At 60.0% G+C, this 12,942-nt stretch carries 18 protein-coding genes; 9 read left to right on the top strand and 9 right to left on the bottom strand.

Annotated elements, in window-relative coordinates; all coding sequences use genetic code 11:
- Positions 1-4: 4 nt before the first annotated feature.
- Positions 5-913 (bottom strand): LysR family transcriptional regulator, encoded by a 909-nt coding sequence (locus AC1DYQ_RS10500; RefSeq protein WP_477686740.1) that lies wholly within the window; start codon positions 911-913, stop codon positions 5-7.
- 80 nt (positions 914-993) lie between these two features.
- Here AC1DYQ_RS10500 and AC1DYQ_RS10495 point away from each other — a divergent pair, with 80 nt between their 5' ends.
- From AC1DYQ_RS10495 to AC1DYQ_RS10485, 3 genes are read left to right on the top strand one after another with little or no spacing between them, the layout of a single operon-like run.
- The gene (locus AC1DYQ_RS10495; protein WP_477657033.1) at positions 994-1,416 is read left to right on the top strand and encodes a DoxX family protein; all 423 of its coding nucleotides are present in this window, start codon (positions 994-996) and stop codon (positions 1,414-1,416) included.
- Between the two features lie 21 nt (positions 1,417-1,437).
- Complete coding sequence (locus AC1DYQ_RS10490) at positions 1,438-2,121, top strand: glutathione S-transferase family protein (protein ID WP_477686739.1); 684 nt, start codon at positions 1,438-1,440, stop codon at positions 2,119-2,121.
- Positions 2,122-2,170: 49 nt separating this feature from the next.
- Positions 2,171-2,479: a hypothetical protein gene (locus AC1DYQ_RS10485; protein WP_477686738.1), complete on the top strand. Its 309-nt coding sequence runs from the start codon at positions 2,171-2,173 to the stop codon at positions 2,477-2,479.
- A 30-nt stretch (positions 2,480-2,509) separates the two neighbouring features.
- Here AC1DYQ_RS10485 and AC1DYQ_RS10480 read toward each other — a convergent pair whose 3' ends face one another.
- Together AC1DYQ_RS10480 and AC1DYQ_RS10475 are read right to left on the bottom strand one after the other, a co-directional pair.
- On the bottom strand, positions 2,510-3,175 hold the full coding sequence (locus tag AC1DYQ_RS10480) for a glutathione S-transferase family protein (RefSeq protein WP_477686737.1): 666 nt from the start codon (positions 3,173-3,175) through the stop codon (positions 2,510-2,512).
- A 198-nt stretch (positions 3,176-3,373) separates the two neighbouring features.
- A complete protein-coding gene (locus AC1DYQ_RS10475) occupies positions 3,374-4,267 on the bottom strand; it encodes a LysR family transcriptional regulator (RefSeq protein WP_477686736.1) in 894 nt (297 codons plus the stop codon).
- Between AC1DYQ_RS10475 and AC1DYQ_RS10470 the strand changes: the two genes are divergently transcribed.
- From AC1DYQ_RS10470 to AC1DYQ_RS10460, 3 genes are all read left to right on the top strand, one after another.
- Positions 4,266-4,601, top strand: coding sequence for a DUF1127 domain-containing protein (locus tag AC1DYQ_RS10470; RefSeq protein ID WP_477686735.1), 336 nt, complete (start codon positions 4,266-4,268; stop codon positions 4,599-4,601). The two genes, AC1DYQ_RS10475 and AC1DYQ_RS10470, sit on opposite strands and share 2 nt — an antisense overlap.
- 72 nt (positions 4,602-4,673) lie before the next feature.
- On the top strand, positions 4,674-5,753 hold the full coding sequence (locus AC1DYQ_RS10465) for a PLP-dependent cysteine synthase family protein (protein ID WP_477686734.1): 1,080 nt from the start codon (positions 4,674-4,676) through the stop codon (positions 5,751-5,753).
- 17 nt (positions 5,754-5,770) lie between these two features.
- A complete protein-coding gene (locus AC1DYQ_RS10460; protein WP_477686733.1) occupies positions 5,771-6,886 on the top strand; it encodes a lipocalin-like domain-containing protein in 1,116 nt (371 codons plus the stop codon).
- A gap of 48 nt (positions 6,887-6,934) precedes the next feature.
- Here AC1DYQ_RS10460 and AC1DYQ_RS10455 read toward each other — a convergent pair whose 3' ends face one another.
- Positions 6,935-7,177, bottom strand: coding sequence for a hypothetical protein (locus AC1DYQ_RS10455; RefSeq protein WP_477686732.1), 243 nt, complete (start codon positions 7,175-7,177; stop codon positions 6,935-6,937).
- A gap of 168 nt (positions 7,178-7,345) precedes the next feature.
- Here AC1DYQ_RS10455 and AC1DYQ_RS10450 point away from each other — a divergent pair, with 168 nt between their 5' ends.
- From AC1DYQ_RS10450 to AC1DYQ_RS10440, 3 genes are all read left to right on the top strand, one after another.
- A complete protein-coding gene (locus AC1DYQ_RS10450; protein ID WP_477686731.1) occupies positions 7,346-8,257 on the top strand; it encodes a LysR family transcriptional regulator in 912 nt (303 codons plus the stop codon).
- A gap of 63 nt (positions 8,258-8,320) precedes the next feature.
- Complete coding sequence (locus AC1DYQ_RS10445; protein ID WP_477686730.1) at positions 8,321-8,614, top strand: YciI family protein; 294 nt, start codon at positions 8,321-8,323, stop codon at positions 8,612-8,614.
- A gap of 164 nt (positions 8,615-8,778) precedes the next feature.
- Entirely contained in the window at positions 8,779-9,390 is a 612-nt protein-coding gene (locus tag AC1DYQ_RS10440; RefSeq protein WP_477686729.1) for a hypothetical protein, read from the top strand.
- Positions 9,391-9,522: 132 nt separating this feature from the next.
- Here AC1DYQ_RS10440 and AC1DYQ_RS10435 read toward each other — a convergent pair whose 3' ends face one another.
- The 5 genes from AC1DYQ_RS10435 to AC1DYQ_RS10415 form a co-directional block, all read right to left on the bottom strand.
- Complete coding sequence (locus tag AC1DYQ_RS10435) at positions 9,523-9,723, bottom strand: hypothetical protein (RefSeq protein WP_477646891.1); 201 nt, start codon at positions 9,721-9,723, stop codon at positions 9,523-9,525.
- A gap of 264 nt (positions 9,724-9,987) precedes the next feature.
- Positions 9,988-10,425 carry a hypothetical protein gene (locus AC1DYQ_RS10430; RefSeq protein ID WP_477686728.1) on the bottom strand — a complete coding sequence of 146 codons (438 nt, stop codon included), beginning with the start codon at positions 10,423-10,425 and terminating at the stop codon, positions 9,988-9,990.
- A 96-nt stretch (positions 10,426-10,521) separates the two neighbouring features.
- Positions 10,522-10,965 (bottom strand): DUF4826 family protein, encoded by a 444-nt coding sequence (locus AC1DYQ_RS10425; protein ID WP_477686727.1) that lies wholly within the window; start codon positions 10,963-10,965, stop codon positions 10,522-10,524.
- Positions 10,966-11,095: 130 nt separating this feature from the next.
- Positions 11,096-11,674: a pyridoxine/pyridoxamine 5'-phosphate oxidase gene (locus AC1DYQ_RS10420; protein ID WP_477686726.1), complete on the bottom strand. Its 579-nt coding sequence runs from the start codon at positions 11,672-11,674 to the stop codon at positions 11,096-11,098.
- 104 nt (positions 11,675-11,778) lie between these two features.
- Positions 11,779-12,627, bottom strand: a complete 849-nt coding sequence (locus AC1DYQ_RS10415) for a DUF1444 domain-containing protein (RefSeq protein WP_477686725.1) — start codon at positions 12,625-12,627, stop codon at positions 11,779-11,781.
- Positions 12,628-12,942 lie beyond the last annotated feature (315 nt).

The raw sequence follows: 12,942 nt of genomic DNA, 5'->3' as shown, positions 1-12,942 counted from the left end.
CGCATCAGGCCAGCCTGATGCTGTTTGCAAAGTGGTCATACACCACGGAAATTCTCCGCAGGTGGCGCGACTCCGCGTGCGCCAGCAGCCACAGGTCTGACTCGCAGTCGGCCAAGGTGTCCGTCAGCGGCACCAGCCCGGGCTCTCCCGCCAGCATGAAGCGCGGCACAATGCCCACCCCCAACCCCGCCTTGATCGCATCCATTACCGCCACAATGCCGTCCGCATAATGCCGCGGCGTGACCTTGGGCAACTGCTTGCGCCGCCACAGCACCGAGGGGTGCTCCGGAAGCGATTCGTCAGGCGCTATCCAGTCGAGTTTCGCCAACGCATCGAGCAAGGGGATTTTTTTGGACGACACCATCTTCGCTTGCGCTTTGGATCCGCACAGCACAAAGCGCACGGTGCCAAGCTTGCGGCCCACCAGGTGGTCGGGTGGCTTGCGCGTTGCACGCAGCGCCAGGTCCGCATCGCGCCGGCTCAGGCTCACGAGTTCATTGCCGGTGCGCATGTCCAGCTGCAGCAGCGGATGCTGCGCCAGTAGCGGCTTGAGCGAAGGCAGCACCAGCCCGCGTAATACCGCGTCAGTCGTGGTCAGGCGCACCAGGCCTGAAACGCCTTCATGCGGCCGCTGCATGCTGGCGCGCACCGCTTCAAGCTCGGCCTCCACGCGCTCCGCATGCGGCACCAGGCCCAGCATGGGCTCTGTCGGCAGGTAGCCCAGGCGCGACCTTTCGAACAGCCGCTGGCCCAGGTTTTTTTCGATGCGCTGCACCGAGCGGAACACTGTGGACGCATCCGCGCCCAGCCGCCGCGCGGCCTCGGCCAGCGTCATGCCGCGCACCATGGCCAGCAAAATTTCCAGGTCAGAGGCCGTCAGCGCGTATTGCGTTTTTGCAATTGATGTTTTCATGACTGCCAATTTACATTGTATTTTTGCAATCGTAAAGTGGCGGCTCCTTCAACACTACGCCCTTTGCCGGGCTTTACATCATGACCATCGAAACCCCTGAAAACTCCAGCGCCAGCCACGGCGCCACCCTGCTGCGCCTGGCCCTTGGCACCATGTGGGTCACCCACGCGCTGCTCAAAATCTTCGTCTTCACTCTGCCCGGTACGGCGCAGTTTTTTGAATCGGTCGGCCTGCCTGGCTTCATGGCTTACGTCGTCGTGGCGGTCGAACTGGCCGGCGGTGCGGCGCTGCTGCTGGGCTTTTATGGGCGCCAAGCATCACTGCTGCTCGCGCCGGTGCTGCTGGTGGTCGTCTGGGTGCACTGGCCCAACGGCTGGGTGTTTACCAGCCCCAAGGGCGGCTGGGAATACCCGCTGTTCCTGTTGGTCGCCTCACTCGCCCAATGGCTGCTGGGCGACGGCGCCTGGGCCGCACGCCGCAGCCGCCTGCTGGTGCTTCGCTGACCTGTACTGAAAGACATCACCATGAAGCTCACCCTCATCAGCCACACACTGTGCCCCTACGTTCAGCGCGCAGCCATCGTGCTGGCCGAAAAAGGCGTCGCCTTCGAGCGCATCAACGTCGACCTCGCCAACAAGCCCGACTCGTTCAAGGCCGTCTCGCCGCTGGGCAAGACGCCGGTGCTGCAAGTTGACGACGACGCGATTTTTGAATCGGCCGTGATCTGCGAATACCTGGACGACACCTTGCTGCCGCGAATGCATCCGTCGGATGCCCTCAAGCGCGCACAGCACCGCGCCTGGATGGAGTTCGGCTCTGCCCTGCTCAATGCCATTGGCGCGTTCTACAACGCTGCTGACGCGGCGGCTCTCGAGCGGCACCGCGAAGACATTGGGCGCCGATTTTCCCAGCTCGAGGCCGTGCTGCCGGATCAGGGCCCTTATTTCGCCGGTGCATCTTTCTGCATGGTCGATGCCGTGTTCGGGCCCGTGTTCCGTTACTTCGATGTGCTGGACGACGTGGGCGAAACAGGGTTCTTTGAACAGTTGCCAAAGGTGCAGGCCTGGCGAGCCGCTCTCGCTGCGCGTCCCTCAGTCCAGCAAGCGGTGGGCAGTGGCTATACCCGCGAGCTTCATCGCTTCTTCCTGGCCCGCGGCTCCGAACTCTCGCGCAGCATTGCTGAGCGTGAAAGTAGCCTGATGCTATAAAGCGGATGGCTGCTTTTGGACAGAAGCTGACATTGCACTACCCCATCATATGAACTCAGCAAATAGCGAAGACACACATTGGCTTGCAGCCCTCTCCGACATCGATCGAACTCGATTTCTGGCAAAGCTTATCCATGGGCTGACGGTTGGACAAAGGGTGCTTTTTCACGACGACAATCTCGAAGGGGCTCGGCAACTGAACGAAGCCAATCATCAGGTTTCTGGATTTCTTGTCGATGCCCTCGACGGTCGAACGCAGCGAATGCTCGACTCGTCTCTGTTTAAGCCGACTGATGAACAAGCCGGACTGCAATACGCCCAGGCATGGACCTACGCAAAAGGCCGCTTTGGTGGCTGACGACTAAAACGAACACCTGATTTCTTCCGGTCACCTAGCCGAAGACTTGTCAGTGAAAACCGCCAATTGCGCATCAAAAGCACGCTGGTAAGCAGGCCGCACTTCGGCGCGGGCCACATAGGCCAGGAGATTCGGGTATTTCTCCAACAGCCCCGATACACCCGCCCTGCGCAGCACCGTCACCATCAGCAGGTCACCAGCACTGAACGCCCCGTCAAGCCAGTCGGCATTGCCCAACCGGGCGGAAAGCTCGCCCAGCCGCGCATGAACGCTGTCCTCGAGGGCGGGCAGGCGATCCGCATACCAGGGCTTGTCACGCTCGAAGAGCACCGCCATTGATCGGTCAATGATGGGCGGCTCTACCGTGTTGAGCGCGGCAAACATCCAGGTGATGGCGCGTGCGCGGGCATTCGCATCGTCTGGCAGCAGGCCTTTATGGCGCTCTGCAATATGGAACACGATGGCCCCTGACTCGAACAGCGCAAGATCACCCTCTTCATAGGTCGGAATCTGCCCGAAAGGATGAAGCGCACGGTGGGCGGGTTCCTTCATCGTCGCGAACGAAACAAGACGAACATCATAAGGCTGGCCCACTTCTTCAAGCGCCCAGCGAACGCGCATGTCACGCGCCAGCCCACGGCCGCGGTCGGGTGAGCGTTCAAAGGCTGTGATGACGGGGGTTGTCGAAAGGGTCATGGTGGTTTCTCCTTTTGCTGAGATGCCTGGTTGAGTGTTTTGTTGATGCCGGACATGCGATTGACCGGTCACCTACCTCACGACGTTCGGGATAGAGCCCAATCGACATCCCTGCGCTACTTTTTTTGTGACTTCTGAAAAAAATGGGGAAATTGGGCGCCGTCAGCAGCGTAACCGTCGTCGCAGTCGCGCCTCTGCTCAGGCCTGACGAAAACTCGCCAGTGTCTTAAGCAGGTTATGGGTGGCGCCGTCGAGCGCATCCAGCGGCCTGTGGACCATGGCCGTGTGGCGCGTCAATGCAGGCTTGAGCGGCACCAGCTGCACGTCATGCCGCACATTGGATTCCTCCAGTGACTGCTCCCTCGGCAGCACCGCGGCGCCGTAACCGGCGGCCACCAGGCTCTTGATGGCCTCGGAATAATTCAGTTCGATGCGTGCGCGCGGCGTGAAACCCGCGTCGGCAAACCAGGCCATGGTCATGCGGTACATATGGGTCGGGGTTTCGTTGAAGATCAGCGGGCGGGTGGCCAGCCATGCGGGCGTGGCATGTTTGGGCGCCTTCCAGCGCTTGGGTACAAACGCCATCATCGGGTCGCTACGCCAGTGGGTGATAACCATGCCGCGCTGCGCAGGTGGCGGTGTGGCGACCAGGCCGACATCGAGCGTGCCGTCAAGCAAGCGCTGCAGCGTGTCGGCGGAACCAAGAATACTGACCTCGACATCGATGTCGGGGTGGGCTTGTTCCATGGCCTTGAGCACTTGCGGCAAAAAGTACACCAGCACGCCGGTGGTGGTGCCCAGCCGGACCCGGCCGGTGCGGCCCTCGACGTGGCGCTTCACCGCATCGACCGCATCGTCGGCATCGCGCAGCAGGCGGCGGGCCCGCTCAACCAGCACGGCGCCTGCCGGTGTGGGCTCCACACGCCGGCCGCCGCGCACCACCAGCGGCGTGCCCAAACGGCTTTCAAGCTCGCTCACATGCAGGCTCACGGTGGGCTGCGCCAGGTGCAGGCCCTGCGCCGCGGCAGAAAAGGTGCCCAGGTCTGTGATGGCCACCAGCGTTCTTAATTGGTCCAGGTTCAATTCGCGCATGGAAGTGTCTCTATCAGTAATTCTGATAATTTCGATCAGAAAATTCAACTTCCACAATATCATGATTTTCAGCACCATAGGGCACTTCCCACCAGGAGTGCGCGAAATGCTGACGAAGACAATGAGAATTTTTCCGGGAGCCCTGCCCGGCTTTCCAGTCACAAAGCTGGGCCAAAGGTTTCTGGCCGCCCTGCGCAAAAACGCGCAGAGGCGACGGAACCTGAATGAGCTGCGACTGATGAACGACCACCAGCTCAATGACCTCGGCATTGGCCGCGGTGAAATCCCCGGCCTGATGAATGACCCGGGGCCCCGCCGCTGGGAATGGCGCTGAAACCCCCGCGCCGGGCCGGCAAGCCGGTAAAAGACGTTTTACGCCAACAGGTCTTGCTGCGAGAATCGGGCAATGACTTCCCTACAGACCTCCAGCAGTTCCTGGCTCAGCGCCGCCATCGCCCGCATTGAAGCCGACTACCTGCGCAGTGCCGACACCCACCTGATCCCGCTGCCGCTGCCGGAGTTCGCTGCGCGCGGCATTGATTTTTACCTCAAGGACGAATCCACCCATCCCACCGGCAGCCTCAAGCACCGGCTGGCACGCTCATTGTTCTTGTATGCGTTGTGCAACGGGTTGATCCACGAGAACTCCACTGTCGTTGAAGCATCCAGTGGCTCGACCGCAGTCAGCGAAGCCTACTTCGCGCGGCTGTTGGGTTTGCCCTTTGTTGCGGTGATGCCGCGCAGCACCTCGCCCGAGAAGGTGGCGCAGATCGAGTTCTATGGCGGGCGCTGCCACTGGGTGGAAAGCGCGGTGCAGGTATACGACGAAGCGCGCAAAGTGGCACTTGAAACCGGCGGCCACTACATGGACCAGTTCACCTATGCCGAGCGCGCCACCGACTGGCGCGGCAACAACAACATCGCCGAAAGCATGTTCAGCCAGATGGCCCGCGAGCGGCACCCGGTGCCGCGCTGGATTGTGGTGGGCGCCGGCACGGGAGGCACCAGCGCCACCATCGGGCGTTATGTGCGCTACCAGCGCCACGGCAGCCAGCTGTGCGTGGCTGACCCGGTAGGTTCGGTTTTCAGCGCCTATCACCGCACCGGCGATGCCGGTCTCACCGGTGCAGGCTCGCGCATTGAAGGCATTGGCCGCCCGCGCGTGGAAGCCAGCTTTATCCGCACGGTGATAGATCGCATGGTGGAAGTGGCCGATGTGGACTCGCTGGCCGCCATGCAGGCCTTGTCGCAGCTGCTGGGCCGCAGGGTCGGGCCTTCGACCGGCACCAACCTGGTGGGCATGCTTATGCTGGCGCATGAGATGCTGGTGCGCAGCGAACAGGGTTCCATCCTGTCGCTGCTGTGCGACTCCGGCGAGCGTTACCTGCCCACGTACTACAACGCCAGCTGGGTCGCTGAAAAAATGGGCGACTGCACGGCAGCGAACGAGCAGATCAACCGCTTGATGCGGCCGGTGCCGGCCTGAAGAACCCCGGAGCCTGCATGCGCCCGCCCCTGCCCGCCGGTTTGCCGAGACGCCAGCTGTTGCTGGGAGGCGCGGCCGGCCTCTCGGGCCTGGCAGGCCTTGCAAGCCCGGGTGAAGCCCACGCCTTGCCCGCCAAAACACTGGTGTTCCCGCGCGACCGCGGCGCGCACCCCGGCTTTCGCACCGAGTGGTGGTACATCACCGGCCAGGCTACGGCCGGCGCCGCGGGTGGTACAGCGGAGAGTCGCCTCTTCGGCTTTCAGCTGACCTTTTTCCGTTCACGCGTGGACGATACGCAGGGCATGTCGTCAAAATTCGCCGCAAGGCAGCTGGTTTTTGCGCATGCCGCCATCACCGATGTGCAGGGCAACAAGCTCTGGCACGACCAGCGCATCGCACGGGAAGGTTTTGGCATTGCCACCGCCAGCGAGCAGGACATGGCCGTCAAGTTGCGCGACTGGTCCCTGAAAGCCGAAGGCGCAAGGTACACCGCAGAACTCCCGGCCAGCGACTTTGCGCTCAAGCTGCAGTTTGAAGAAACACAGGGTGTGCTGCTGCAAGGCAACAAGGGCTTGTCGCGCAAAGGGCCTGACGAAAAACAGGCCAGTTACTACTACAGCCAGCCGCAGCTTGCTGCGCGCGGCAGCCTGAAAGTCAAAGGAAAAAACTTTGCCGTTACCGGAACAGCCTGGCTGGACCACGAGTGGAGCGAAGAGATCCTGCATTCAGACGCCACGGGCTGGGACTGGATAGGCATGAACCTGCTGGACGGCAGCGCCCTCACCGCTTTCAGGCTGCGGGGCAAAGACGGCAACACGCTGTGGGATGGCGGCTCGCTCCGCTCAACCAAAGGAGGGCTGTACACCTTCAGCCGCGGCGAGGTGATTTTTAAACCCGTACGCCACTGGAAAAGCCCGCTGACGCAAGCGACTTATCCGGTCGAGTGGATCGTCCGCACGCCCGCCGACTTTTATACGGTCAGGGCCGTCATCGACAACCAGGAGCTGGACAGCCGCCAGTCGACGGGTGCGATTTACTGGGAAGGCTTGAGCGAACTGATTGACAGCAACGGCAAGCGCGTGGGGATGGGGTACCTGGAGATGACGGGGTATGCGCAGCGCCTGAAGATGTAGCGCCCCAGACCGGCGCCGGCCGCAGTTGCGGCGCAGCGCCCAAAGGGATCAATAGTCGGCGCGGATCAGGCGCTGGGCGCGCGGGCTCATGTTGCGGCGGATATTTGCCGTCAACCATGGGTAGGGCTGACCAGGCACAGGGGCCACAGATGGCGCGCCCGGCAGGAGGAATTGCGCAGCATTCATCACCTTGCGCAGCAAAGAAGACAACGAAGAAGAAGCCTGCAACGAACGGCCGCCGACAGAGGCGTTGGCGGAAGCGGGCTCAGTGAAAAATGCGGTGCGTGTCATGGAAGGTCCTTTCGAAGTGACGTGAGCGGCAACGATTGCCAAAACAGAGGTCATGACGAGAATATAGGGTTTACGAGTATAAAAGTAAAACGACTTATATTGCGTTTGAGTGCAGAAAAATTGCATTTAGAGCACGACCTCTAAGGCCGGAAAAATGGGAGACACGCCATGGATATCAACCTCGCCCGCACCTTCCTAGAAATCGTGTCTTGCCACAGCTTTGTCCAGGCCGCAGAACGGCTGCATGTCACCCAGACCGCGGTCAGCGCCCGCGTGAAGACCCTGGAGGACCTGCTGGGACGCACGCTTTTCGTCAGGAACAAGGCCGGCGCGTCGCTCACGCCCGCAGGCGAGCAGTTTGTACGGCACGCCATGACGCTGGTACAAGTCTGGGAGCGCGCCCGCCACCAGATGGCCGTGCCACCCGGTCGCCGCGCGCTGGTGACCGTTGGCTGTGAAATCAGCCTCTGGCAACCGCTGATGCTCGACTGGCTGTTCTGGATGCGAAAAAACGCACCCGATCTGGCGCTTCGCACCGAGGTGGGCGTTGCAGAAGACCTGCTGGAACGCGTGGCCCACGGAACACTGGACATCGTCATTGCCTATGCACCGCGGCAGCGCCCCGGCCTCAGGATCGAACTGCTGATCGAAGAAAAACTGGTGCTGGTCACCACCTCGCCCAGGCTCGAGATGCCGCAGCCCGCCGACTACGTCTACGTGGACTGGGGGCGCGAATTCTCGGCACAGCACAGCCTGGCGTTCCCGGAGCTTTCCAGTGTCGGGGTCTCCTCCAGCCTGGGGCCGTTAGGGTTGGAGTACCTGCTTGCGGTGGGCGGTGCCGGCTATTTCCGGCAAAACGTGGTGCGCAACCACATCAAGGAAGGCCGCCTGTTCCGCGTGCCGGGCAAGCCGGAGTTTTTGTACCCCGCTTATGCCGTCTACGCAGCCAACGCAGACATGAAAGTACTGGAACCCGCCCTGGCAGGCTTAAGGCAAGCCGCGGCGGGAAGCCAGGGCGGCAAGGTGCGCACTGCCAAGCCGGCAAAGGCTCCCGGCAAAGGCAAACAACCCTCATCGTGAATCTCACAGCCCCAAGTCCCTCATCTTCATCACTTCATCCATCACTTCAATCAGGATGGCCCAATGCGCTGGATAGCCCTATTTGACGACACACCTGCCATGCTGGCGATCCGGCAGGAGCGTGAACCCCTTCACCTTGCCTATCTTCGGCAACACCAGGACGAAATCCTCATTGCAGGCGGTTTGCGTGAAGCGCCCGGCGACAGCTTTGTAGGGGGCCTCTGGGTCATGGAAGTTGCGTCCAGGGCGCGTGCCGCGGAGCTGGTCGAAAGTGACCCCTACTACGTACCGGCTCATCGCAGCTACCGGTTGCTGACCTGGGGCAAGGCACTGGCCGAGAGACAGGTGATTTTGTAAGCAGAACCCACGAATCGTTGCACCGGTTTCACCGTCAACGACAGAAGGGAATCAGGAGCCAGGGGTGTTAAGCGGCAGTCAGCGCGGGAAAGGGTTGCGTGACTACACTCAACCCATGCTGGCAAGACCTCTGCCAGCGCTTGACACATGCAACCGGAACTGAAATGGACTTTTTTCTCCTGGTGACCTTTGTCGCCATCGGCACCTACCTCCTGAAAGCCCGGGAAGAACGCCAACGCATAGCGCTGCTGGGCAGCCATCTGGGCAATTACCAGATTGAAAAACTCATGGAAACCCTGGCCGACGGTTACCTGCGGGCACTCGGCGAAAAAGAACCCGAGCGGCGCGAGCAGGTCTGGCAACAACTGGCCAACTCCGAAGCGCAACTGGCTGTGCAGTTCAGTAAATTTGCGACAGAGTTTGCCAGGGTGCCTGAACCCGACGCGCGCGTGAGCCGGCTGCCCATCAGTTTTCCATTTGCCACCCTGATCCTGCCGGCCATGAGCTTCGACATGCGCATTGCCCTGGCGATTCACGCCGCCGGCATTGCGCGCGTGGCCCAAAATGCGGCCGGGCTTAGCCCCAAGGCCAAGGCCTTCACGATGTCAGCCGAACTCTTCCTGATGCAGCACACCTGCCACTGGTTTTGCAAATCAAAGGCCATCGCCTCGGCTCGCGTTCTGGTGCGCCACAAGACGCCGCATGCGCAGCTGGTGGATTCCGTGTCGCCGGAGACGCGTGAGGCTTATAGCGTGCTGATCAGTGGCGGTAGATAGTTAAACGGGTAGCTCCTGCTTCCCGACTCATGCTCGCGCTACTGATGTGTGAAACACTTCCACGCCTTTATGGAAAAAACGACGGTGACATCCACAGGTGTTACCAGGGCGCATTTGCCGACGGAAAAAACACTATTCATCAAGGAAATCACCTCGGTAAAAGCTCCAGGCCGTTCCGTCGTGAAGATAGAAGTACCCATCGGCGCAAAAGTCTTTACCGGGAAAAAATTCGCGATACGCCTTGGGCACGAGCCGTGACAGCTGCGCGTCCGTGAGTTCGTCGAACTGCTCGGGCGTAATCGGTTGGCCGACTCTGAGTTTGGGAGATTCCATGGGTGAACCGGGTAGTTGGAGGCGTATGGATGATGAGTGTCATTGTGCGGTGAAATCCTGCCCTTGGCTCTGGCGCAGAAGGTGCGGAAACCTCGGAAGCAGAAAATCGACCCAAAGATTCAGGGAGTAACCGGGCCGCCGCTTCCAGCCGTTCGCCGTAAACCATGGACTGAGCGCGCGCCTCAGCGCAGCGTGTACGACCTTACTGGGCGCATAAATGGTCATCATGACGCCTGACGTTTGAGATGAGAGGGCCAGGTGGCTTCAGGAGAGCCATTGAATGGCCAGCATCACAAAGAGCAATAACCAGACCGCTGAGCTCAACACAGCTGTAAGCCAGTTTGTCCATTTAATGCTCCCCGGGTACATGCGGCCCAGAACAACGGGGCTTGACGCTGCATCGTAGAGCGACCAGCCACCTATGGCGGTAAAAACGGCCACGCCCCACAGGCTTCCTTTTGATGCCGAATTGAAAGAAACCGCCGCAATGGTTGTGGCCAGGGCGAACCAGACAACGCTGATCCAGAGGAATCCTCTGGCCATGTCACCTTTTTCCGCCGGCGCCATCGAAGGCTCGACTTTCTCTACAGCTGCGAGCAATTCCGGCAAGGGTTGCCTGGAACGCAGCGACGCTAGAAGCAATACCGCCTGGACGCCAGACCACGCGAGAAAAATGAAAAGGGCTTGAGTTGTTGATGGCATATGCGAAGAACTTAAGGCTTGCGTGCCCACCCGAAGTAAGGCTTGGGCCTGTGATGCGAGAAGACCGAGGTCATTAGAGAAAAAACTTGAAGCGCGTTAAAGCTCATCTTCTTCCCATACCGCAGGGTCATCGGCCCATTCCAGCAGTAACCCGGCCCTCGATGCAAGCATGGGGGCGAGCTCTTCCATGTTCTCTCCCGTACCAATGACCAACGTTGGGTGCCGCTCTCCACGCGCCATGCATCGAGCCGCGTCCTGCCAGAGCGAAGCGATGGCATGTACCGCCTCCCGTGGAGTTCCAGCCTTGCTTGAGGAAACATAGTCGTTCGGCATATCGCCAGAGATAGCCCACCAGCCCACCGAACCAGGGCTCTCAAGGCTTTCGACGGTCCAAACTGAGACATAGGGGGCAAGGTGCCACGCAGGCTCAACACCGATCCGGCCATGCACCAAGCCTTCTCGCTGCAAGTATTCGGATACTTCAGCACGGCGCTCTGCACACCACTGAGCTTCAACTTCGGGGTTGTCGTAATCGGGCATTGTTAAGGCCTAACATTTGGGCTGAGTGGACTGTAGCAGCAGGCCGCGCGGAACCGGAACTAACAGCACGGTGTCACGTGGCCTGCTGTTGCGGTCCGCTCAGATGATGGGTTACTCCCGGCGAGATACCCTAAGGTTGCAGGAACGCTTGCTCCCAGCTGGAACCAATGCGGGAATAGGCCGTCCGTGCATGCAGGCGGCTCTCTTTGAACTCCAGAAATTCAATGTGCTCGACCCGGAGCCTGAATCCGCCCCAGTTCGCGGGGCGAGGGATTGGCTTGCCGTCGTACGCAGCTACGGCGCGTCCGTATTGATCCGAAAGCGACTCGAGGCTTGCAAGCGGACGGCTCTGCTGAAATGTCGCTGTGGCAATTTGGGCATCCCGCAGACGGCCCGCCCAATGTACTTCGGCCTCCTGTTCCGGTATTACCGTACAAACGCCTTTGATGCGTACTTGCGTGGCGATATGCTCCCACCACAGCGTGATGCCGGTCTTGGGGTTGCGAGCGATGTCCAAGGCCTTGCCAGAGTCCAAATGCGTGCAAAAGACGAAACCCGTCTCTTCCGCTTCCTTCAAATCGACAAATCGCGAACTGGGGTATCCATCCGCATCGATGGTGGAAACACAAACAGCGTTCCTGTGCCAGGACGACCCGCGGCTCCTGGCGTCGAGCCATACAGTTTTGAAGCGCTCAACGGGACTGTGCATATTTTCTCTTGATGTCTAAGGTTTGAGATGAGCGGCTCGACCCGGCATGCCGGGGTGCGCCCTCTTGATGGAAGGGTCAGGCATTGATGCGGCCACCTTGGCACTCACTGTACGGGCATCCATCGCTCAGCGGTCCATTTGAGTACGGTGGTTGGCGAAAGAGGATTGGATGATTTTGCAGCGGTGTCTTTGGAGAGCGCCCGAAGTGCATCTATTGCTGACGGAGTGGATTCCGATATGTACAAGACCATATCCGTTGTTGGAAGAGCTATAACAAGGAGACCTTGCTGAGCATTTGCAAGAGGTGCCCACTGAGAAAGAATGGCGACGCGGCCGACCTCATACACGCCACCTGGAATAGCTCCAATCTGCCCGCTTCCGACGGGCTTCGCGCTGTCAGCGAGAGGTTTCAGTGTGGCCTGCAGATTCTCACCACCAAGTTCAAATAGCTGATTCTGTGACATGTTGAGCTTTCTCAGGTCGCGATCATCAAGCGGTCTCACCGCGCGCGGCGTATCGAGCACGGCTACCGATACCAGCCCTTCAACGAGTGGTTTCGCCTGAAGCGTCGGGCCATCACTACCCAAAGATTCCTGCGCTCGCTTGATATATTCGCTTGACCGGACAACGAGACGCACTGAGCTTTTATCTACCGGCGCATTCTGTTGTTTTAGCACTTGCGCCACGCCCTTGGCATACCGGTCGATTTCGGATACGCAACCAGAATTATTAGAGCGGCAAAAACCGAAAACCCTCTCTAGATTGGCCTGCAAGGCGCCAACCGACAATGTAAGTGGCCCCTTTATTGAGACAGGCGTGTCGCCAACCTCGCGCCGTACTGCTTGTGCGGCAAATTCAGTAAATGTCTGGTCCTCCATTGGTATGGCTTGGGCTGCGGCTTCAACTGAGAAGAAGGCCAACAAACTTGCCGATACTGCACATGCTTTGTTCAAAACTAGCTCCCTTGCAAATTGGTGACGCTGAAAGACGCCGAAAGTTCGACGTGAGCTGTCAGGCTGCAGAGCGAAGGCAATATGCCATCAAGAAAATCGAACGATTGGTCACGGCTCGGCTCTTCCCGTAGCATCGGCGCCTGACTTCACAAACAGGCCGGCAGCGCCGCTGGCCGTCATGAACGCAAAGATTGGCCAGAGTACTCCCTGGCCTACAGATTCAGAAACGATAAGCGCGAGGCCGGCGGCACTTACGCCCAGGCCAATGCATAAAACGAAGCCGTATCGCCGCTTTCTGAAGACACCGATGGAGGC

This window comes from Polaromonas sp. P1_F4, assembly GCF_056405675.1.
This window is presented reverse-complemented; position numbering and strand designations above follow the sequence as displayed.

What these genes read in the sequence shown, in the direction of transcription:
- AC1DYQ_RS10500 (WP_477686740.1), bottom strand. Translation starts at nt 913, where the DNA reads ATGAAAACATCAATTGCAAAAACGCAATACGCGCTGACGGCCTCTGAC.
- AC1DYQ_RS10495 (WP_477657033.1), top strand. Translation starts at nt 994, where the DNA reads ATGACCATCGAAACCCCTGAAAACTCCAGCGCCAGCCACGGCGCCACC.
- AC1DYQ_RS10490 (WP_477686739.1), top strand. Translation starts at nt 1,438, where the DNA reads ATGAAGCTCACCCTCATCAGCCACACACTGTGCCCCTACGTTCAGCGC.
- AC1DYQ_RS10485 (WP_477686738.1), top strand. Translation starts at nt 2,171, where the DNA reads ATGAACTCAGCAAATAGCGAAGACACACATTGGCTTGCAGCCCTCTCC.
- AC1DYQ_RS10480 (WP_477686737.1), bottom strand. Translation starts at nt 3,175, where the DNA reads ATGACCCTTTCGACAACCCCCGTCATCACAGCCTTTGAACGCTCACCC.
- AC1DYQ_RS10470 (WP_477686735.1), top strand. Translation starts at nt 4,266, where the DNA reads ATGGAAGTGTCTCTATCAGTAATTCTGATAATTTCGATCAGAAAATTC.
- AC1DYQ_RS10475 (WP_477686736.1), bottom strand. Translation starts at nt 4,267, where the DNA reads ATGCGCGAATTGAACCTGGACCAATTAAGAACGCTGGTGGCCATCACA.
- AC1DYQ_RS10465 (WP_477686734.1), top strand. Translation starts at nt 4,674, where the DNA reads ATGACTTCCCTACAGACCTCCAGCAGTTCCTGGCTCAGCGCCGCCATC.
- AC1DYQ_RS10460 (WP_477686733.1), top strand. Translation starts at nt 5,771, where the DNA reads ATGCGCCCGCCCCTGCCCGCCGGTTTGCCGAGACGCCAGCTGTTGCTG.
- AC1DYQ_RS10455 (WP_477686732.1), bottom strand. Translation starts at nt 7,177, where the DNA reads ATGACACGCACCGCATTTTTCACTGAGCCCGCTTCCGCCAACGCCTCT.
- AC1DYQ_RS10450 (WP_477686731.1), top strand. Translation starts at nt 7,346, where the DNA reads ATGGATATCAACCTCGCCCGCACCTTCCTAGAAATCGTGTCTTGCCAC.
- AC1DYQ_RS10445 (WP_477686730.1), top strand. Translation starts at nt 8,321, where the DNA reads ATGCGCTGGATAGCCCTATTTGACGACACACCTGCCATGCTGGCGATC.
- AC1DYQ_RS10440 (WP_477686729.1), top strand. Translation starts at nt 8,779, where the DNA reads ATGGACTTTTTTCTCCTGGTGACCTTTGTCGCCATCGGCACCTACCTC.
- AC1DYQ_RS10435 (WP_477646891.1), bottom strand. Translation starts at nt 9,723, where the DNA reads ATGGAATCTCCCAAACTCAGAGTCGGCCAACCGATTACGCCCGAGCAG.
- AC1DYQ_RS10430 (WP_477686728.1), bottom strand. Translation starts at nt 10,425, where the DNA reads ATGCCATCAACAACTCAAGCCCTTTTCATTTTTCTCGCGTGGTCTGGC.
- AC1DYQ_RS10425 (WP_477686727.1), bottom strand. Translation starts at nt 10,965, where the DNA reads ATGCCCGATTACGACAACCCCGAAGTTGAAGCTCAGTGGTGTGCAGAG.
- AC1DYQ_RS10420 (WP_477686726.1), bottom strand. Translation starts at nt 11,674, where the DNA reads ATGCACAGTCCCGTTGAGCGCTTCAAAACTGTATGGCTCGACGCCAGG.